18 protein-coding genes and 12 tRNA genes are annotated in these 19,531 nt (G+C 54.0%); 29 read left to right on the forward strand and 1 reads right to left on the reverse strand.

Features of this window, described 5'->3' with window-relative positions:
- Nucleotides 1–318 precede the first annotated feature (318 nt).
- From MNU25_RS09435 to MNU25_RS09500, 14 genes are all read left to right on the forward strand, one after another.
- Nucleotides 319–1,494: a CaiB/BaiF CoA transferase family protein gene (locus tag MNU25_RS09435; RefSeq protein WP_240984846.1), complete on the forward strand. Its 1,176-nt coding sequence runs from the start codon at nucleotides 319–321 to the stop codon at nucleotides 1,492–1,494.
- Nucleotides 1,495–1,504: 10 nt separating this feature from the next.
- The gene (locus tag MNU25_RS09440; RefSeq protein WP_240984847.1) at nucleotides 1,505–3,610 is read left to right on the forward strand and encodes a sigma 54-interacting transcriptional regulator; all 2,106 of its coding nucleotides are present in this window, start codon (nucleotides 1,505–1,507) and stop codon (nucleotides 3,608–3,610) included.
- A gap of 64 nt (nucleotides 3,611–3,674) precedes the next feature.
- Nucleotides 3,675–3,750 (forward strand) — tRNA-Glu (locus MNU25_RS09445).
- A gap of 47 nt (nucleotides 3,751–3,797) precedes the next feature.
- Nucleotides 3,798–3,872: transfer RNA gene (locus MNU25_RS09450), tRNA-Met, on the forward strand.
- Between the two features lie 145 nt (nucleotides 3,873–4,017).
- Nucleotides 4,018–4,092: transfer RNA gene (locus tag MNU25_RS09455), tRNA-Gln, on the forward strand.
- 8 nt (nucleotides 4,093–4,100) lie between these two features.
- Nucleotides 4,101–4,176: transfer RNA gene (locus MNU25_RS09460), tRNA-Lys, on the forward strand.
- Nucleotides 4,177–4,335: 159 nt separating this feature from the next.
- Nucleotides 4,336–4,410, forward strand: a tRNA-Gly gene (locus tag MNU25_RS09465).
- Nucleotides 4,411–4,416: 6 nt separating this feature from the next.
- A tRNA-Arg gene (locus MNU25_RS09470) sits at nucleotides 4,417–4,493 on the forward strand.
- Nucleotides 4,494–4,589: 96 nt separating this feature from the next.
- Nucleotides 4,590–4,665: transfer RNA gene (locus MNU25_RS09475), tRNA-Thr, on the forward strand.
- Nucleotides 4,666–4,669: 4 nt separating this feature from the next.
- Nucleotides 4,670–4,754: transfer RNA gene (locus MNU25_RS09480), tRNA-Leu, on the forward strand.
- Between the two features lie 170 nt (nucleotides 4,755–4,924).
- Nucleotides 4,925–5,015, forward strand: a tRNA-Ser gene (locus tag MNU25_RS09485).
- A 151-nt stretch (nucleotides 5,016–5,166) separates the two neighbouring features.
- Nucleotides 5,167–5,241, forward strand: a tRNA-Asn gene (locus MNU25_RS09490).
- A gap of 1 nt (nucleotide 5,242) precedes the next feature.
- Nucleotides 5,243–5,319: transfer RNA gene (locus MNU25_RS09495), tRNA-Met, on the forward strand.
- A 149-nt stretch (nucleotides 5,320–5,468) separates the two neighbouring features.
- Nucleotides 5,469–5,542, forward strand: a tRNA-Gly gene (locus tag MNU25_RS09500).
- A gap of 342 nt (nucleotides 5,543–5,884) precedes the next feature.
- Here the strand turns inward: MNU25_RS09500 and MNU25_RS09505 are convergent.
- On the reverse strand, nucleotides 5,885–6,283 hold the full coding sequence (locus MNU25_RS09505) for a CoA-binding protein (protein WP_240984848.1): 399 nt from the start codon (nucleotides 6,281–6,283) through the stop codon (nucleotides 5,885–5,887).
- 532 nt (nucleotides 6,284–6,815) lie between these two features.
- On the opposite strand from MNU25_RS09505, the gene MNU25_RS09510 reads away from it, so the two are divergent.
- The 15 genes from MNU25_RS09510 (at nucleotide 6,816) to MNU25_RS09580 (ending at nucleotide 19,518) form a co-directional block, all read left to right on the forward strand.
- Nucleotides 6,816–7,031 carry a hypothetical protein gene (locus MNU25_RS09510; RefSeq protein ID WP_240984849.1) on the forward strand — a complete coding sequence of 72 codons (216 nt, stop codon included), beginning with the start codon at nucleotides 6,816–6,818 and terminating at the stop codon, nucleotides 7,029–7,031.
- A gap of 562 nt (nucleotides 7,032–7,593) precedes the next feature.
- Nucleotides 7,594–8,442: a class II aldolase/adducin family protein gene (locus MNU25_RS09515; protein ID WP_240984850.1), complete on the forward strand. Its 849-nt coding sequence runs from the start codon at nucleotides 7,594–7,596 to the stop codon at nucleotides 8,440–8,442.
- A 101-nt stretch (nucleotides 8,443–8,543) separates the two neighbouring features.
- The gene (locus MNU25_RS09520) at nucleotides 8,544–8,831 is read left to right on the forward strand and encodes a BMC domain-containing protein (protein WP_277350674.1); all 288 of its coding nucleotides are present in this window, start codon (nucleotides 8,544–8,546) and stop codon (nucleotides 8,829–8,831) included.
- A 100-nt stretch (nucleotides 8,832–8,931) separates the two neighbouring features.
- On the forward strand, nucleotides 8,932–9,234 hold the full coding sequence (pduA, locus tag MNU25_RS09525; RefSeq protein ID WP_240984851.1) for a propanediol utilization microcompartment protein PduA: 303 nt from the start codon (nucleotides 8,932–8,934) through the stop codon (nucleotides 9,232–9,234).
- Nucleotides 9,235–9,236: 2 nt separating this feature from the next.
- A complete protein-coding gene (locus tag MNU25_RS09530) occupies nucleotides 9,237–9,506 on the forward strand; it encodes a BMC domain-containing protein (protein ID WP_240984852.1) in 270 nt (89 codons plus the stop codon).
- A 191-nt stretch (nucleotides 9,507–9,697) separates the two neighbouring features.
- Nucleotides 9,698–10,378 carry a phosphate propanoyltransferase gene (gene pduL / locus MNU25_RS09535; protein WP_240984853.1) on the forward strand — a complete coding sequence of 227 codons (681 nt, stop codon included), beginning with the start codon at nucleotides 9,698–9,700 and terminating at the stop codon, nucleotides 10,376–10,378.
- A gap of 5 nt (nucleotides 10,379–10,383) precedes the next feature.
- A complete protein-coding gene (locus MNU25_RS09540) occupies nucleotides 10,384–10,752 on the forward strand; it encodes a EutN/CcmL family microcompartment protein (RefSeq protein ID WP_240984854.1) in 369 nt (122 codons plus the stop codon).
- Between the two features lie 6 nt (nucleotides 10,753–10,758).
- Nucleotides 10,759–12,216, forward strand: a complete 1,458-nt coding sequence (locus MNU25_RS09545; protein WP_240984855.1) for an aldehyde dehydrogenase family protein — start codon at nucleotides 10,759–10,761, stop codon at nucleotides 12,214–12,216.
- 209 nt (nucleotides 12,217–12,425) lie between these two features.
- Entirely contained in the window at nucleotides 12,426–14,000 is a 1,575-nt protein-coding gene (locus tag MNU25_RS09550; protein WP_240984856.1) for a 4Fe-4S dicluster domain-containing protein, read from the forward strand.
- A 383-nt stretch (nucleotides 14,001–14,383) separates the two neighbouring features.
- Nucleotides 14,384–14,932 (forward strand): BMC domain-containing protein, encoded by a 549-nt coding sequence (locus tag MNU25_RS09555; protein ID WP_240984857.1) that lies wholly within the window; start codon nucleotides 14,384–14,386, stop codon nucleotides 14,930–14,932.
- Nucleotides 14,933–15,002: 70 nt separating this feature from the next.
- Nucleotides 15,003–16,259 carry an acetate/propionate family kinase gene (locus MNU25_RS09560; RefSeq protein WP_240986791.1) on the forward strand — a complete coding sequence of 419 codons (1,257 nt, stop codon included), beginning with the start codon at nucleotides 15,003–15,005 and terminating at the stop codon, nucleotides 16,257–16,259.
- Between the two features lie 161 nt (nucleotides 16,260–16,420).
- Nucleotides 16,421–17,206: a DeoR/GlpR family DNA-binding transcription regulator gene (locus tag MNU25_RS09565; RefSeq protein ID WP_240984858.1), complete on the forward strand. Its 786-nt coding sequence runs from the start codon at nucleotides 16,421–16,423 to the stop codon at nucleotides 17,204–17,206.
- Nucleotides 17,207–17,213: 7 nt separating this feature from the next.
- Nucleotides 17,214–17,588, forward strand: coding sequence for a sensory rhodopsin transducer (locus MNU25_RS09570; protein ID WP_240984859.1), 375 nt, complete (start codon nucleotides 17,214–17,216; stop codon nucleotides 17,586–17,588).
- Nucleotides 17,589–17,740: 152 nt separating this feature from the next.
- The gene (locus tag MNU25_RS09575; RefSeq protein ID WP_240986792.1) at nucleotides 17,741–18,829 is read left to right on the forward strand and encodes a uroporphyrinogen decarboxylase family protein; all 1,089 of its coding nucleotides are present in this window, start codon (nucleotides 17,741–17,743) and stop codon (nucleotides 18,827–18,829) included.
- A 65-nt stretch (nucleotides 18,830–18,894) separates the two neighbouring features.
- Nucleotides 18,895–19,518 carry a corrinoid protein gene (locus MNU25_RS09580; protein WP_240984860.1) on the forward strand — a complete coding sequence of 208 codons (624 nt, stop codon included), beginning with the start codon at nucleotides 18,895–18,897 and terminating at the stop codon, nucleotides 19,516–19,518.
- Nucleotides 19,519–19,531 lie beyond the last annotated feature (13 nt).

Consider the following 19,531-nt stretch of genomic DNA (forward strand, 5'->3'; position numbering starts at 1 on the left):
GCGGGAATAACCGGTAGGTCGTATCTAACAGATCGCGCAGATCGCGGGAGGCAAGGCCCAAAGGATTTCGCTTGGAGGACGACGCGGGACGGGGATCTCGGAGGTTTCTCATCAGTCCGTGCCCCGCGCCCGCTAAGCGCAGCTCTCCCGTCCGGGTGGAACTCCCGGGACCAAGGTCCCCCTGTCGCAAATGTCCGCTTCCCAAAGTGGGCAAATCAAATCCGGAAGGAGCGAAGACCTGGTCATGGGGGTGGCCGGCCGGACAAAAACTAACAGCTGTTAGGTGTTGTAAGCTTTTTAGGACCAGGGAATTTGCTTATGTACAAGATGCTCGAGGAAATGCGCATTCTGGATCTCACCAGGCTTCTGCCCGGTGGCTATGCCACCCAGATTCTGGCCGATCTGGGGGCGGACGTCCTCAAGGTGGAGGATCCCTGGCAAGGGGATTACCTACGCTGGATGAAACCTCATTTGCCGGGTACGCAGGATGGAGCCTATTATTGGACCTTAAACCGCAACAAGAAAAGCGTGATCCTCAACTTAAAGACTGTAGAGGGGAGAGAGGATTTTCTCAAGCTTCTGCGGGAGTATGACATTGTGGTCGAGGGGTTCCGGCCGGGGGTGATGGAAAAGTTAGGTCTCGGTTATCAGGTGCTGCAAAGAGCCAACCCGACAACGATTCTCTGCTCCATCTCCGGTTATGGCCAGGACGGGCCTTATCGTCTGCGCTCCGGCCATGATTTGAACTATCTGGCTCTGGCGGGGGCTCTGAGCCTTAACGGGGCGCGCGGTGGGCCGCCGGTGCCTCCGGCGGTTCAGGTGGCTGACATTGGCGGCGGAGGGCTCATGGCGGTAATCGCCATTCTCACCGCTCATATTGCCAGGGCAAGAACGGGCTTAGGTCAGCATGTTGATGTCTCGATGCTGGACGGAGTGGTTTCCTGGATGGCGATGGTCTACGCGCAGTTGGCTTCTGCCGGCGGTGGGCTCAAAAGAGGAGAGGGTCCTCTCAGCGGAGGGGATATCTGTTATGCGGTCTACGAAACGGCGGACGGACGCTACATGAGCTTGGCTGCTCTGGAGCCTAAGTTCTGGCAGGCTTTCTGCACGGCGGTGGAAAGGCCGGATCTGATCGAAAAACAGTTTACCCGCGATCCGGCGGCCAGGCGCGAGGTGGAGAAAATCTTTCGTGCCAGGACTCAAGCCGAATGGGTCAGCTTTGTGGGCAATTTGGATATCTGCTGCGAACCGGTTTTGGAACCGGGGGAAACAGCGGAGCACCCCCAGGTGAAAGCGCGCAAGCTCTTTCTCGCTTTCGAGCATCCGGGAGGAGGCAGTGTTACAGTACCGGGCCGGCCGCTCAAATTTCAGGGTGAAAAGGAATATCCGGACAGCGCTCCCCCGGGATTTGGCGAACAGACCGGAGAAATATTGAGCAGGCTGCGTTTAGAGGAGGAATCCGCCTCGCCCGGGGAGAATAAACCGGGCAGGTGAGGTGATTCGAATGTCCATGCGTGAGATGATGACCCGGGATGTGCCGCTTCTTGACCAAGATGACACCTTGGCAGAAGGAGTTGCCCAGCTAAGACGGGCTAAATTGGACGCTCTGCCTGTCACCGGAAAGGATGGCCGGTTGCTCGGCATCTTTACCAAGGCTAAACTTATGGACGCTTTCCTCGCGGGAGCTCAGCTCTCGGAAAGCCTAAGCGGCTATGTAGAGTCTAGAGTGGTGACGGTTCAGGCAGATACCCCCTATGCGGAAGTAGAACGCCGGGTTAAGCTCAGTCCGGTCGGCACGGGTGTGGTGGTGGATTCAGAGGGAAAAGTTCTCGGAATCTTTACGAAAGTCAATATGATTGCGGCTTTGTTCAAGGAAGCGGAGCAAATGGCGGCAAAGTTAAACTCCATTTATGCGGCGTTGCCCCATGGGCTGATGGTGGTTGACGCCCATGACCGGATCGAACGGCTAAATCCGGCCGGGGCCCGGATACTCGGGGTGAACGAGGAAACCCTTAAAGGATGCTCTTTGGTCAAAGTGTGTCCGGGACTTGATCTCAGTGCGGTTCTTAAGTCGGCGCAACATGTGAGCGGGGTGCGGGTTGAAATCAAAGGGGTTAAAGTTCTTTGCAACATTAGTCCGGTGGGGAAGGGCGCAGGGGCAGTCGTTGCCTTTCAGGCCATAATCGATTTGGAGCAAATCGCCTTGGAGTTAGAAACAACCAAACGCCTGTACGAGACTTTGAAGACCGTGATTAACATCGCCTACGAAGCCATATTTGTCGTCGATGAGCAGGGGCGGATTACTTTGGTCAATGAAGCAACCTGCCGGTTTTTCGGTAAAGAAGAAGAGGAACTCTTGCATCATCCGGTTGACGATGTCCTTGAGAATAACCGCTTGCTGAGAACTTTGAAAACCGGTATGGCCGAAACCAACGAGATTCAGATGATCCGCGGACAACCCCACATCGTTTCCCGCATACCCATCGTGCGGCAAGGGAGAGTTGTCGGGGTGGTTGGCAAGATCGTCTATCAAAAAATCGAGGAGGTTAAAGAAGTTGCGGAACGTTTAGCGGAATTGGACGGAGAACTAAGGTGTGACAAGGAGAAAGAGGGTCTTGAACGGCAGGCGGCTACCTTTAACCGGATCGTCACCGTAAATCCGGACATGGTTCGTTTGAAGCAGGACGCGGAGACAGCGGCTCGGGGGAGTTCCACTATCCTCCTGACCGGGGAAAGCGGAACAGGCAAGGAACTTTTCGCGGAAGCTATCCACCATGCCAGCCCCAAACGCAAGGGGCCTTTCGTCAGGGTCAATTGTGCCGCCGTGCCGGAGAACCTCCTGGAGTCGGAGTTCTTTGGCTATGTTAATGGGGCCTTTACCGGAGCACAAAAAGGGGGCAGGCCGGGCAAATTCGCGCAGGCCGACGGGGGGACCCTGTTCCTGGACGAGATAGGGGATATGTCCCTCAACCTGCAGAGCAAGCTTCTGCGCGTGATTGAGAACAGGACGTTTGAGCCACTGGGGAGCAACGGGACGGTGAAAGTGGATGTTCGGATTATAGCTGCCACGAACCAAGATTTGTTGCGGAATGTGGAAAAAGGTACCTTTCGTCGTGACCTCTACTACCGGCTCAACGTCATAAACTTCCATCTCCTTCCTTTGCGCCGCCGTCCGGAAGATATCGTTCCGCTCGCCCATGTCTTTCTGGAACAGTTGAACCTGGACTCGGGCCGGGAGATTAAAGGAATGTCGCCTTTGGTAGAAATGATCCTTAAAGCACACGCTTGGCCGGGAAATGTACGGGAATTGAAAAACGTCCTGGAGCGTTCCGTGAACTTGGGGGCCGCCGACCGCCTGGAAGCAGAGGATTTGCCGCTTTATCTGCGTGAGCCGCGGCGGGAAGGGAATGTGAAAGGGGTTTTATCTCGGAGCGAGGGCTGGAGTCCACAAAGACCATTCCCTGCGGGAAGTCATCAAGACCCCATCGGCAAGGAATCCTTGGCCAGGGCATTGGCCATTGTTCATGGCAATAAGTCCGAGGCCGCCCGGCTCTTGGGGATTTCCCGCTCCTGGCTTTATGAGAAAATGCGCCGTTATAATATGGGCTAAACTGCAAAAAAACATTTGACAAGAACAACTTGCTCATATAATATATATATTGCGCGTAAAAAGTGGCCCGTTGGTCAAGCGGCCTAAGACACCGCCCTTTCACGGCGGCTACACGGGTTCGAATCCCGTACGGGTCACCAGCCAGATGGTTGGCTGACCATCTTCTGAGGGGTTTGCGTCTTGGCTTCGCGGGGTGGAGCAGCGGTAGCTCGTCGGGCTCATAACCCGAAGGTCGTCGGTTCGAATCCGGCCCCCGCAACCAAAGAAACCAAGGAGAAGTCTGGGAACGGCCGCTCTCAAGGCCCCGATTCCAAGACCTATGAAACATTCGGGATGTTGGAGATGAAGCAGCGGTAAGGTCGGGAGAAGTCGGGCTTTCGCTTGCGTGTCTCGGACATCGACAATGATGGGGTGTCGCCAAGTGGTAAGGCACCAGACTTTGACTCTGGCACGCGTAGGTTCGAATCCTGCCACCCCAGCCATCATCAGTGAGCCATTAGCTCAGTTGGTAGAGCACCTGACTTTTAATCAGGGTGTCCCGCGTTCGAGTCGCGGATGGCTCACCAATTTACTAATTCGTTTTTGTTTTGTATATCATTAGTTTGTCATGACCATACTGCAAACCAAGTTCATCACCTTGATAAGCATGAAAAGGTTTGGTGAGGGCATAAAGGCAAACGGGTTCAAGTCCGGCCGATACCGGACACAAGCAATGTTTGCTTTATGCGGGTGTAACTCAGCGGTAGAGTGTCACCTTGCCAAGGTGAAAGTCGCGAGTTCGAATCTCGTCACCCGCTCCAGAAAATGCGCTCGTGGCTCAGCTGGATAGAGCGTCTGACTACGAATCAGAAGGTCGGGGGTTCGAATCCCTCCGAGCGCACCAATTATTACACTATTATTTTAAAACAAGCCGGTTTAAAAAACTTGGGACCGGATACCGTCCGGACCCGATTGACACTGAGAATTTGAAAGTTAACTTGCCGTTGTAGCTCAGTCGGTAGAGCGTATCCTTGGTAAGGATAAGGTCACCGGTTCAATCCCGGTCAACGGCTCCAAAATGCGGGAGTGGCGGAACTGGCAGACGCGCACGTTTGAGGGGCGTGTGGGTAACACCGTACGGGTTCAAGTCCCGTCTTCCGCACCAAATGAGAAGTCGGAAGTCAGTGGGGGCAGGCCGTTCAATGCCTGTGGGACTGACGGATGACAATATAAATTAACCAGATTCCTTCTTGTTCTTCGCCGAGGTGGGATACCGTAAACATTGGCCTTCCGCAGCCCATAAATATTGTTAAATTTCTACACTAACGAAGCCGTGGAGAAGTACTCAAGTGGCTGAAGAGGACGGTTTGCTAAACCGTTAGAGTGGGCAACTGCTGCGAGGGTTCGAATCCCTCCTTCTCCGCCAGAATAATTCCGGTCAGGGATGCGCCCGTATCCCATTGCTGACTTGGCCTCAGGGCAAAATACTAACGTCTTCGTCCAACCACTGCGATGCGCCCGTATCCCATTGCTGACTTGGCCTCAGGGATAACCTCGGCGGCCACGATGAAAACTGTTCCTCGATAGCTCAATGGTGGAGCAACCGGCTGTTAACCGGTAGGCTGCAGGTTCGAGTCCTGCTCGGGGAGCCATGGCAGGGTAGCCAAGCGGTCTAAGGCAAGCGGTTCATACCCGCTCATGCGAGGGTTCAAATCCCCCCCCTGCTACCATTTTGATATTCGATGTTCGTGGTTCGAAGTTCGCCTGTACGGAAACTTTGCGGCCAAGAGTACGGATATATGTCTATGAATAAGGTGGAGTGGCGATTTTAGGGAGGTCTTAATTGATCTTCGAATATTGAACCACGAGCCACGATTTTGCGGGTGTAGCTCAATGGTAGAGCACTAGCCTTCCAAGCTAGCTACGTGGGTTCGATTCCCATCACCCGCTCCAAAAACCGGGTAGAAGCGGCTGGGTTTTTTAGGATTGTCGCCGGGAATTCCTCTGACTTCGGTCAGGAGATAAAAGGCGACCGTTGTTTCCATTATCGAATTGAAAGTACATTACATAATTCCAAGAAACCCCACATAGGCAGGATATGCGACTTTCTGAGATTCTTAAACAGTGAAATCTCACAAGCTGACCTCAAGCAGAATCACAACGTCGTAAGATTACATTATAAGACCGGGGCCGGAAAGTCCCGGTCTTTCCGCATCTTTCTACATCATCTTCCCGTATTTTTCGTATTTTCTCCTTTCCATGGCTGTTTGCATCTTGCCCGTGTTCTTGTTTGCCTCAGTTTTTCAGTCTGTCTCTGGTTTGGATGAGCACACACTGGTCGTGGATCACATCCAGGCCGTTCTCTTCCCCTCGGCGTATCGCTTCGGCACTCTCACTCCCCGGCTGCATCCAAATCCGTTTGATGTCAAGGGTGATGCAGTCTTGAACCACCTGTTCCGTGGCTTTGGGCGGGACAACAACGCTCACCGCATCAGGTTTGACCGGAAGTGACGCTAAGTTTGGATAGATGCGCTCTCCTTCGATTTCCTGGAGTTTGGGGTTGATACCGTAGACAGTATAGCCGGCCTTTTTTAGCTGGAAGTATACTTTGTTACCGTATTTGGCAGGATCAAGTGACACGCCGATCACGGCCCAGGTGGGATGGCTGAGGAATTCCTGAATATCTCCCGGCATATTTCACCCTCCTCAAATAGATTCTCGTGAGTAAATTCTGGTTCGCGTCGAGTTCAGTTTAAGGGATATCAGACAAATTTGCAAATCCGGAGGGGCACAATCCCACAGCAGGCCGAATTGGGCACAATAGGCCGAACAGCGTCTGACACCGCCGGAAGCCGACTGAACGTTTCGGTGGCTACCGTTTACGGCTGCGCACGGCTCGCTCGTGCTGTAATATAAATGTGCCGATAAGTGAACTCGTTCAGCTTAAGCTGAACATCGGGACTTCGGTGGGGGAGTCTACCCCCACCGAAGCGGGGTATGTAGGACCCACTCCCGCTTGTAGAAGTGGGAGTCTTACGCTTTGGATAAAGGACGGATCCTTGGCGGTTGCGGACAAGATTTCCGGATGCTGTAGCCGGAACCGGCAGCCGCTAAAAATTGCCGATCCCTTAGGCGGGAGGCGTGTTGGAAGGGGTCAATTTTATGCCTCTGCCTAAATCAAAGGAGAAGTACACCTACGGAGATTATTTAACGTGGCGGCTCGGCAATGTGTTTACTTTACGAATCCGGCAGAATCCTTTCCATTGCCTTTACGAAACGGTCCGAGGCTGATTATGACGATTTTGTTATTGTCAGTGAGGAAGAGGCAGAGAAGATGAGGTTGGAGGTTCGGCTTTTTATCGATGAAATTAAGCGGGCTATTAACAGCCTGCGTTTGGCCTGGGAAGGGCAGCGCCCGGTCCGTTGCCGGCTAAAAGAGTAGAAGCAAGTGAGAAGAAATCAGTAAAAAGAAGCCCCTTGGGGCTTCTTTTTACTTGTCCTTGCGGAGGAAATGCAAGGTACTTCTGCCGCAGGCGTTAGCCAGATGGTGGGGAGGGCCAGGATAGATTTTACGCTATCTTAAGAGAATAGGGGTATCGCTGAGAGATCGAAACGAGGACGGCGCTCCGCTTGAAAACTGCGCTATTTCTGGATTTGTGGAATGGACAGAGTGGTAAGATAATAAACGCAAACATTGATGTCTGAAACGAAGATGAAACAAAGAAAATACCAAAGACAGACGGACGAAAAACAAAGATGCACAGGCGTGATGCACGAAAAATGGCCGGCAGCTGATAGCGCGCGGGATCAGCGCCCGACGGGATCTATGCCGGCAGCAATCACCCGCGTATGCACTGAGGCCTCGGCGAAAACTCAATGAGGTTGCGATAAACCAAAATGCGCACACAGCGGGCGCGGAGACCGGATAGCGGATGAAATCCTATCGATGCAGAGACAGAGATCGTAGAGATACCGTGATCCAAGAAGGAGGAGTTTGAGCCGTGGTGTCTGAATATCAGATTAAGCAAGACATGGTGGAAGTTGGGAGACGAATTTACCAGCAGGGGTTTGTGGCATCTAATGATGGAAACATCAGTGTGAGGCTGAACGAGAACGAGGTCCTGACTACGCCCACCGGGGTCAGCAAGGGTTATATGACTCCGGACATGATTATTAAAGTGAATATGAAAGGCGAGGTGCTCTCAGGCAAGCTGAAGCCTTCCACGGAGTTAAAAATGCATCTGGATGTCTATAAACACCGGCCGGATGTGCGCTCGGTAGTGCATGCGCATCCCCCTACGGCTACCGGATTTGCGGTCGCCGGTATACCCCTGGATCGTTATGTTCTGCCGGAAATCATTATCAGCCTGGGCACGATTCCCCTGGCCCCTTACGGGACTCCGTCCACAGAAGAGATCCCCTTGGCGGTGCGGGAGTACCTTCAGGACCACGATGCCTTCCTATTGGCGAATCACGGCGCCCTCACCGTGGGAAGCGACGCCTTCAACGCTTATTACAAGATGGAGTCTATGGAGATCTTCGCCAAGATCAGCCTGACGGCCCGCCTTTTGGGCAATGAGCGGGAACTGAGTGGGCAACAGATCGGCAAACTCATGGAGGTGCGGGAGAAACTGGGGGTGACCGGGAAGAACTCCACCTGTGTCAATTGCGGGGAATGTACTTATAAGGATGGTACCGGCACAGGTAAGGTAACTGCCTCCGGGTCGAATGGCTGTGGCTGTGACAGCAACCATGAGACCAAAAAGGCTGCCGAAGAGGAGTTCGACGAAGCAGCGGTAAGTGACCTGGTCAGCCGGGTGACGCAAGCGGTTCTGGCAAAAATGCGCGGGTAATACAGGGGCATTACAGGGGAGTTACAGGGGCCTTCCCCTTTCCCGCTCTGTAAGGAAACATAAGAGACCCGAGTGGGAGCTTCGTCAGGACTTTTCCGGCGTTGGCTTGTCTCGGGGCAGAAAGGCAGGCAGAAATGGCGCTGGGAATTATCGAAGTACAAGGCTTGGTGGCCGCTCTGGCGGCAGCGGATGCGGCGGCGAAAGCAGCAGATGTGACGCTCTTGGGCTACGAGCCCACAAAGGGAGGTGGCTTGGTGACCCTTAAACTGACCGGCGAAGTGGCCGCCGCTCTGGCGGCAGTGAGCGCGGCCACGGAGGCTGCGTCCGCACTGAGCTTGGTCTACGCTTCTCGGGTCATTGCCAAGCCGGCAGCGGACTTTGGCAATTGAATTGCCTTTTCATAAGCAGACCAGGAATTGACAGAAGAGTTTCAAAGTTGATCGAACGACTACGAGTCCACTTACATTTTTAGAGGAGGCCGGGATAGTTATGAGCAGTGCTTTAGGCTTGATCGAAACCAAGGGGCTGACAGCCTCGATCGAAGCGGCGGACGCCATGTTGAAAGCCGCCAATGTGGTTCTGGTGGGGACCGAAAAGATCGGATCCGGTTTAGTGACCGTTATGGTGCGGGGGGAGGTCGGGGCTGTGAAAGCCGCAACTGAGGCCGGGGCTGAGGCCGCACAAAAAGTGGGAGAAGTGGTGGCCGTCCACGTCATCCCCAGACCCCATGCCGATGTGGAAAAAATGCTGCCGGGCGGGGCGAAAACCAGCAAAGCCAAGGGAGTTGAGTGAGCATGAATGGTGAAGCGTTGGGAATGATTGAGACCAAAGGTCTGGTGGCGGCGGTGCAGGCTGCCGATGTTGCTCTCAAAGCAGCTGACGTCGTTTTGGTTGGCTATGAAAAAATCGGTTCCGGTATGGTGAGCGTCCTCTTGCGCGGGGATGTGGCCGCGATCAAAGCGGCGGTTGAGGCCGGCGCGCAAGCGGCCGGAAGTTTGGGAGAAGTAATTTCCGCGCATGTCATCCCCCGCCCGCACAACGAGTTGGAGAAAATGCTGCCTTGAAAATGTTGCCCTGAACGTACGAGCAGGCGCGTGTGTGCGCGAGTGCGAGGTGGAAGCAAATACATTTCGCTTTTGACAGCGTGTACGAGCGCGCGCGTGTGCGCGAGGGCGAGCATGGAGAGTAAGAGTGTTCGTATGTAAGAGTGTGAGTTAGGTAAGAGCGACTGTAATGGATAAGGGAGTGACAGGCAGTGGATCAGGCAACCCTGGTGGAATACATTGCCCGGGAAGTGCTGGCTCATTTAAACCCTTTGTCCGGCGGGGCGTGGGCTGTCGAAAGGCAAGCATTAGCCGCCAAGGGTGTACCTGTAGCCGTTTCGGTTCGCCACATCCACCTGGCGCAACCGGAGATTGACATCCTTTTCGGGCCGGGATATGCCTTGCATAAACAGAGGGATCTCTATCAGCCGGGAGAGTTCGCGGCGGAGGAAGTAGTGACTCTGGTCGGTCCCAGATTACGTTCTCTCAGCAACGTGCGGGTGTTAGGCCCGGTGCGCAAACGTACGCAGGTGGAAATTTCCCGCACGGATGCCATTACTTTGGGACTTAAGGTTCCGGTGCGTCCTTCCGGCCAGTTGAAAGGAGCGGCGACTCTGACCTTGGTCGGGCCGCGCGGTTCGATCACTCTGCCGGAGTGTTGCATTGTAGCTAACCGGCACATCCATATCAGCACCGTTCAGGCCCGGACCTGGGGTTTAAGGGATGACCAGCGGGTCTCGGTCAGCGTGCGAAGCGAGCGGCCGGCGGTTCTGGGGGATGTCCAAATCCGGGTGGCGGACACCTTTAAACTGGTGATGCACATCGATACGGATGACGCGAACGCCGTCGGCTTAACCTGTGGCAGCACGGTCGAAATCACGGACGGGGAGTGAGTGAGATGATGGTGGGCCGGGTGATCGGGACGGTGGTGGCGACCCGAAAAAGCGACGCCTTGGTGGGTCAAAAACTGTTGGTGCTCCAACCGTTACACTCTTCACGGGAACAGGATCCCTCTTTGGCACAGGGTGCGGCGCTACCGGATATACCAGTGCAGGATGTCCCGATGCAGGGTGGGCCGGTTGAGAATGCGTTTCCACCTGACGCGGTCGTCGCGGTCGATACGGTGGGAGCCGGGGTGGGGGAAACGGTGCTTGTGGCGCTGGGAAGTGCTGCCCGCAAAGCTTTGTCCCGCCCGGAGGCACCCGTCGATGCGGCGATCGTGGGGATTGTCGACAGTATAAGAATAGCGGGCAGGGAGCAAGGGTGATGGACGATGCAAATTAGCGAGGATAAAATTGCCCTCATTGTAGGTAAAGTATTGGAGCAAATTCGGGAGCAGGCGGGAAGTCCATTTTCCCTGCCAATTTCCCAGCCCGGCGGGCAAAACGCCCAGCCCAGTGGAGAGAACATTCGGGCCAACGGGGAGTGGGGCGTGTTTCATGACATTGAGCAGGCGATGCGGGCGGTTACGGAGGCGCAACGGGAACTTGTGAAGATCAGCCTGGAAAGACGGGCCGAGTTCCTGGACGCCTTGCGCCGGAGCGCCATCGACCACGCCAAAGAGTGGGCAAGGCTGGCCCATGAAGAAACGGGTATGGGGAGAGTGAGCGACAAGACCCAGAAAAACATCAATTCGGCGCGTCTCACCCCCGGGCTCGAAGATCTAAGGACGGAATCCGCGACAGGGGACAAAGGGGCGGTGTTGATCGAAAGGGCGCCCTATGGAGTCATCGCTTCGATCGAGCCGGCCACGCATCCGGTGGCTTGTCTCATCAATCACGCCATCTCCATGCTGGCGGGAGGCAACTCCATCTTCTTTTTGCCTCATCCCAGCGGCTTACGTTGTGCTCAGGCCGTAGTGAGGGCTTTTAATCAAGCGATTGTGGAGCGGGACGGTCCGGCCAATCTTCTGGTGGTCTTGGATGGGGTCAACATGGACGACCTCAAAGCTGTGCTCAAGCACCCCGGCATTGATCTCATCGTCGCGACCGGCGGACCGGCCGTGGTGGAGATGAGTTTATCGAGCGGCAAGAAAGCCATTGGGGCCGGACCGGGAAATCCGCCCGTTGTGGTGGATGAGACGGCCGACGCGGTGCAGGCGGCGAGAGATATTGTCGTGGGGCATTCTTTTGATAATAATCTTTTATGTATTGCTGAAAAAGAAATCATTGCCGTGGATTGCAAAGCTGACCGCTTGTTGGCGGAATTGGAGAAACAGCCTACCTACCGGCTGGCGGGCAAGGACATTGACAGGCTGACGTCTCTGGTGACCAAGAATGGTGAAGTCAACCGCAAATACGTGGGTCAAAACGCCAGCTTCATTCTTAGGGAACTGGGGATCGAAGCCGGTGACGAGATACGAACGATTATCATGGAGGTGCCGAAATCTCACCCCCTGGTGAAAATCGAGCAAATGATGCCGATTCTGCCGTTGGTACGGGTGCCGAATTTCGAAGCAGCTTTGAAACTGGCGCTGGAAGCGGAACAGGGCTTCGGGCACACGGCCATGATTCATTCTCAGAACCTGGACCACATCACCCGCTATGCCCGGGCGATGGATACCACTTTTGTGGTGGCGAACGCTCCCTCCTCGGCTGGGTTGGCTGTGGAAGGAGAGGGAGTGTACTCCCATACCATTGCCAGTCCGACGGGTGAAGGGGTGGCAACTCCGCGGACTTACACGCGTGAGCGGAGACTAGCGATCGGACGCCGGGCATTTAGGTTCGTCTAGCCGGTCAGAAAGGTGCGGGCGCGTGGATGGAGGAGAATCCACACACCGACCGATACGTACGACACGAGACCCACCTGGGTAAAGGAGAAAACCCGTTGGTGAGGGAGAAAACCCCTGGGTGAAGGAGAACGCCGGAGGGTGGTTGCACCCGGACTCCTACGTAAAATGTCGCAGGGCTGGCGGGGGTTTCTCGCAAAGGAGCAAGTCAAATGGATTTAGCCGAATTGGCAGCCAAGGTTCAGGCCGCCGGGGTCGTCGGGGCTGGGGGCGGCGGTTTTCCGACTCATGTTAAGCTCAATAACCGCTGCGACACCGTGCTTGTCAACGGGGCTGAGTGCGAACCCTTGCTGCAGGTAGACCAACAGTTGCTCGAGCGGGAGGCTCCGGTACTTGTTGACACCCTCGCCTCGATCGTGGAGTCGACTGGGGCCGGCCAAGGGATCCTGGCGCTGAAAGCCAAGTACAAGGCGGCCCGGGTTGCACTGGAAGGGGCACTTACCGGAAGAGACCATTCCCTATGCGCGGGCCGTCACTCTGCAGTTGGGGAGGGTTATTCCCCGGCCGAAGGCAGTCATTTCGCGTCCAAAGAGGGTCATTCCCTGCCTGCGGACAATCATGCGGCATCCGCTGAAGGCCACTGCACATCCGGAGAAGGTCGTTCCCCTGCCGGGGAGGGTTACCTCGTACCTAAAGGCAGTCGGTCCTCAGCAGGGACAGGTTATCTTACGACCGGAGAAAGTTGTTCCCGGGTGGGACGGGGTCGTTTAGCGGTCTGTCCATTAGAAGATTTTTACCCGGCTGGGGATGAGCAGGTCTTGGTCTATGAAGTTTTGGGCCGGGTGGTGCCTCAGGGGGGAATTCCCTTGCACGTGGGCGTGATCGTGCTCAACGTGGAAACCCTTCTGAACATCGGGAAAGCCTTGGCCGGTCAGTCAGTGACGCATAAATATGTCAGCGTGGTCGGGGCCGTGGCGAATCCGCTCACCGTTTGCGTTCCGGTCGGGACCCCGGTGGCTGAGCTCCTGGCTATGGCCGGAGGGAGCAGGGCAGGCAAATACCGGGTGCTGGACGGGGGTCCCATGATGGGGCGCGAGGTGCGGAATCTGAATCAGGGAATTAGCAAAACGACTAAGGGATTATTGGTACTTCCCGCGAATCATCCGCTCTGGCGCCACAAAGAGATTCCCACGGGAATTGCCCTGAAGCGGGCCATGTCGGTCTGTTGCCAGTGTTTTGCTTGCACTGACCTCTGTCCCAGATATCTGCTGGGACATACGATTGAACCCCATCGGGTCATGCGCAGCCTCGTGCACAATGTCAGCACAGACGCTCGCGGGGTCACGGGAGCCCAGTACTGTTCAGAATGCGGAGTTTGTGATAATTACGCCTGTCCCATGGATATCTCTCCCCGTTTGATCAACCAGGCTGTAAAGCGCGAACTGGCGCAACAAGGCTTTCGCCCGGTAGTGGGAGGGGAAGGCCGTCCCAGAGCCTCAAGGTCGGAGCGGAAGGTTCCTGTGAAGCGTTTAATCTCCCGCCTGGGGTTGGATAATTATCACAGGCCGGCTCCTTTAATGGATGCACCCGGCGAACCGACCCAGGTCATCCTGGAATTGAAGCAGCACGCGGGGGCTCCCTGCTATCCTGTCGTTCAGCCGGGGGCCAAAGTAGAGATGGGTCAAGTGGTGGCCGAGGTTCCGGAGGGACAATTGGGCAGCCGCCTTCATGCCGGTATCACGGGCACTGTGCTCAGGGTTTCCCCTCAGATCGTGATTGCGAGGTAAGAGAGGACCGTGGCCGAGGATTACGGTAAGAGGATTACGGTGAGAGGACTACGGTAAGGGGACTACGGTGAGAGGACTACGGTAAGGGGACTACGGCAAGAGGATTACGGCAAGAGGATTACGGTGAGAGGACTACGGTGAGAGGACTACGGTGAGAGGACTACGGTAAGAGGATTACGGTGAGGGGACTACGGTGAGAGGATTAAGGTGAGAGGATTAAGGTGAGAGGACTACGGTGAGAGGACTACGGTGAGAGGATTACGGTAAGGAGACTTGAGGGTTTCGCTTCTGACCATGTTCGCAAGGTAAAAGGTAAGAGCGTGGGTCAGGGTGGAGAAAACAGCAAAGGTCAGGTTGGAGAAAATAGTGAGGGGGTGAGGAACGTGAAGAAAGCCGTTGGCCTGTTGGAGTACCGTAGTGTCACCCGGGGCATTGTCGGAGCAGACACGGTGGTTAAAGCGGCCAGTGTGGAACTCCTGCAGGCGGCTACCGTCTGTCCCGGCAAATTCCTGGTCTTGTTTGCCGGTGATGTGGGTTCGGTTCAGAGTGCCATGGAAGCGGGGATAGCGGCCAGTGAGGGAGTGCTCATCGACCACTTCCTGCTGGCCAATGTCCATGAAGCTGTCTTTCCCGCTCTGTCCGCCACTTCAATCATTGAGCCCAAGGGCGCCCTGGGCGTGATCGAAACCTTTACGGCCGCCGCCGCCGTCGTTGCGGGGGATATCGCGGTCAAGACCGCTCAGGTGGACCTGATTGAGATTAGATTGGCCCGCGGCCTGGGGGGTAAATCCTTTGTCACCTTCTGCGGGGATGTTGGATCGGTAGCCATGGCGGTGGAAGCTGTGGCCAAGTCGCTCGCGGCTGAGGGGACACTTCTGGATAAAGCGGTGCTGCCGGCTCCCCACCGGGAAGTGTGGGAGAGATTGGTGTAGATGGGAATGGCGATGGGTACAGATAGGAATTGCGATTTGTACAGATGGGGGACCGACAGTGCGAATCTTAGTGCTTAATAGCGGAGGGACTTCCATTAAATATCAACTATTTGGATTCAGGGGTGGGGAGCTTGTTACTGTGGCTAAAGGGGCCGTGGAAAGCATTGGCCAGCCGCATTCCCTCTTGAAGTTCGATGTCCCCAAGCAAGCTCCACTCAGGAAAGAGATTGAAGCTAAGGACCATGCGGGAGGGCTTGAGCAGGCCCTGCGTCTTCTGGTTGATCCTGAGATCGGTCCTCTTTCCTCCTACAGTGAGATCGACGCGGTCGGGCACAGAGTCGTCCAGGCGGGAGAGAAGTTCCGCGGCACTTTTCTGATCGACGATGCGCTTTTAATGGCTTTACGAGAGCATAGCGAATTGGCTCCTTTACACAACCCGCCCAATATCAGGGGTATAGAGGCCTGTCGCCGGCTCATGCCCGGGGTTCCCCAAGTGGCGGTATTCGATAACGCTTTCCATAAAGATTTGCCTGATTATGCCTACATCTACGCTTTGCCTTACGAATATTACGAAAAATACGGCGTGCGGCGTTACGGCTTTCATGGTATTTCCTTTAAATATATGACAGAGAGGGCGGCTGAACTCCTCAAGGTGGATGTCAGCCAAAAACGAATTATTTCCTTGATGCTGGGAAGCGGGACGACCATCAACGCCTTGGCTTACGGACATTCGGTCGATGTCTCCACAGGGTTAAGCCCCACAGAAGGTTTGGTCCAATCAACCCGCTGCGGAGATCTGGATCCGTTCATCATTACCCACATCATGCGCAAGGAAGGACTCTCCCTGGAGGAAATGGACGAAGTACTGAGCAAACGCAGCGGCTGGCTGGGCATTTCCGGCGTAAGCAATGATTTGCGTTTGGTTGAAGAGGCTGCGGAAGAGGGTAACCCTCAGGCCAAGCTGGCTCTCCGGGCTTTCACCTATCGGGCCAAAAAATATATCGGTGCTTATGCCGCAGCCATGGGAGGGCTGGATTTAGTGCTCTTCGCCGGGGGAGTCGGGGAAAACAGCTCTGTCGTACGGGCTGAGATTTGCCGGGGTTTGGAGTTCCTGGGCATAGAACTTGACGAAGAACGCAATGCTCAACTCAAGGGAGAAGGCCTTGTTTCCCGGCCGGAGGGGTCCGTGCCTGTCCTGGTTGTGGACACGAACGAAGAGGCCGTGATTGCTCAGGAAACGTACGCGCTTGTAACGGTTAAAAGCATGCTCGAGCTTAAATGTGTGGATCAAAGCAGCAGGGTGTTGAACCTGGAATCGGGGGGATAAGAGAAGTGTCAGTGCAAAAGTTGAGTCATCGGGGTTGGAATCCGAATTTGTGGATTTGGGGCAATTCGGACACTATAAGAGACCTTCCATAAATTCTAACCATAAACATAAGATTTCGCCGGAGTTTGTTGTAAATAGTAGATCGAGGGTGGTAAATAGTGTTGGCAGAGGATCGAAGAAAAAAAATCGTAGAGATGTTGGATGAAGGTGGAAGTGTTAAAGTGAGCCGACTTGCCGGCACTTTTCAAGTGACGGAGGAAACCATTAGGCGAGATTTGGAACTATTGGAGAAGGACGGCTATCTGACGCGCACACATGGGGGAGCAGTCAAGAGTTCTCTCGATCAGCAGGAAATTGCCTTCTATATTCGCAATATGCGCAACCGTGAGGAGAAGGAAGCCATCGGTCGAAAATCTCTGGAGTACATTCAACCCGGGGAGGTTATTGCTCTGGATGCCAGCACTACGGCTCTGCAGATTGCTCGTCTCCTAAAAGAGAACCCAATCAAAGATGTGGTTGTGATCACACATGCTCTCAAAGTTATTATGACACTTGCAGAGAGTCCGACCATTACGGTCATCAGTACGGGGGGGGTGCTGGAGCAGAGAACGATGTCATTCGTCGGTTCCTTGGCGGAAAATGCGCTCTCAAACTACAACATTAAAAAGGCTTTCGTGTCATGTAAAGGGGTCACGTTGGAAGAGGGTATCACAGAATCTACCGATGTGCAGGCAAAAATTAAGGAAGAGATTGTGAAAGGAGCTAAGGAGGTGTTCCTTCTCGCGGACCATGACAAGTTTGGGCAGGCGGCGTTGGCGACCGTCGCTCCTGTCACGGTTGTGCAAAAATTGATTACGGATGATAAGACACCTTTGCCGGAGATAGAACGTTATCGGTCAGAGGGAATAGATGTTGTTGCTGTTGACAGTGGAGAGGGAGGGAGGTGAATCCGGCATGGGCAAAGAAGGTGCTAAGGTCTGGTTTATACCTGATGCCTATCTGCCAAGCAGTGGTTCGGGAGCCAAATATGAAAGCCATGAAGCGATCTGCGTTCTAAATACGTCGAACATCAACGCTAATCTGAGGTTGACCTTTTATTATGAAGACCGGGATCCGCTGCAAGACGTCCTTGTTAATGTGGGGGCTAAGCGTTCAAAGCATATCCGCTTGGACCATCCGGAAGAACTGGGTGGAGTTCGGCTAAGGCGGGACGTTCCTTACAGTATACGGGTGGAGAGTGATGCGTATGTTTCGCTGCAATACTCCCGTCTGGACGTAACCCAACCCAATTATGCCCTTATGACGACTATACCGTATTTTGAAGGTTAGCTGGGCCGGATCTGGACGCAACTGTATCTGGAAAGAAAAGTGCTTCTAAACAGCAGTGTCCAACTGACAAGAAGTGGGTAAAGGTAAGAAGCCCAAAGTCTCTAACAGTTAAAGCTTAGGCGTTTTTGAGAGGAGAGAAATCCGTGAAAGAAATGACTGCAAGAGAGCGTGTTGTTAATGCCATGGAGTTTAAACCTGTCGATAGAATACCTCTATTTGATCTCGTCCAAAATATACCCTTAATCGAGTATTGTACCGGGGAAAGGCTCACATTGAAGAATGGGTTGGACTTACTCTGCAAAACAATAAGTATGAAACTGGATGCTACGCGTGGTATTGCTTCCCCAGTGGAAGAAAAGACTTTTGCCGATAAAGACGGATTTATTTATAAACAGGAGTGGTGGACCACTTGGCTGGTGGACCGCCCGTATAAGGACGTACAAGGTCTTGTAAATTATATTAAAAAAAATATAGAAGAGCTAGAAGATTATAGGCCGGGTGATATTTGGACATTTGCCGGAAAGGCAAATGTTTGGGGTCAAAGTGACAAGAGCCCACGTGAGCAGTTCATGGAACTACAAGAAAAGTTAGGAGATACAGTATTATTCCCCTCTGAAAGTCCTGTTGGGCTTGACACGGCTTGGATACGTGCAGGTATGGAATTGTTTAGCTACGCGTACGTTGAGGATCCCGACATCATATCCTCTTGGCTCCAAGCATTGGCGGATTTCGAGGTACGCCGCATTCATGATGTTGCAGATGTGGACCTGTCTCCGGTCACCCTGGTATATGCAGATTTGGCATTTAAGACCGGTTTGATGTTCTCTCCGAAATTTCTCCGGAAGGAATTTTTTCCTCGCCTTAAGCAACTGGTTGATGCCTGGCATTCTCACGGAATTAAGGTCATTTACCACTCAGATGGTAATCTGATGGAGGTTATGGATGATTTTGTCGCAGCCGGGGTTGACGGAATCAACCCTGTTGAGACAATTGCCGGGATGGATATAGGGGTAATTCGCCAGAGGTATCCGCAGCTTACCATGATGGGTGGTATTGATTGCAGCCAGCTTCTGCCTTATGGAACTGAAGAGGAAGTAGAAGCGGAGGTCAAAAAGGCGATCGACCAGGGCTTCAGCGGTGGGGGTTTGCTTTTGGGCTCAACTACCGAGATTCACCCGGACTGTAAAGTGGAAAATGTTCTCAAAATGTGGAACGTTGCCACTACTTATAGCCGGCGGTGATGAAGGTAGTGGATTAAGTTTTCTCCGACTTGTTAAAATTTGTCATGAGTGAGGGGGTTACATATATGCTAGTATTTCAGGAAATCGCTGAGGCAGTAATTTGCGGGAACGCCAAAAAAGTTAAGGAGTATGCCGAAAGGGCCTTGGAAGACGGCGCCTTACCCCAATCCATTGTGAATGAGGGCCTAATAGCGGGGATGAATGTGGTTGGAATGAAATTCAAAAACAACGAGGTTTACGTACCGGAAGTTCTAATCTCCGCTCGGGCTATGCATGCGGGGATGGATGTTGTCAAACCGCTGTTATCTGCTTCCGAGCTACAAGACAAAGGGACAGTCTTAATCGGTACTGTCAAGGGAGACCTGCATGATATCGGTAAGAACTTGGTGCGCATGATGTTGGAGGGAGCGGGGTATAGGGTTATTGATCTGGGTGTAGATGTCGCTCCGGAAAAGTTTGTCCAGGTTGTGCAGGAGCAGAAACCCCAGGTTGTTGGGCTCTCAGCTCTGCTAACCACAACCATGGTCAACATGAGGAGTACTATCGAACGGCTCAAATCCTACCCGGTTAAGGTGATGATTGGCGGCGCTCCGGTGACGCAGAAATTCGCCGACGAAATAGGAGCAGATGCCTACGCTCCCGACGCGGCCTCAGCCGTAGAAAAGGCTGGCCAACTTTTAGCTTCGTGAGTCCGCATGGTAA

The sequence above is a fragment of the Acididesulfobacillus acetoxydans genome (assembly GCF_902729405.1).
Taxonomy (GTDB): Bacteria; Bacillota; Desulfitobacteriia; order Desulfitobacteriales; family Desulfitobacteriaceae; genus Acididesulfobacillus; species Acididesulfobacillus acetoxydans.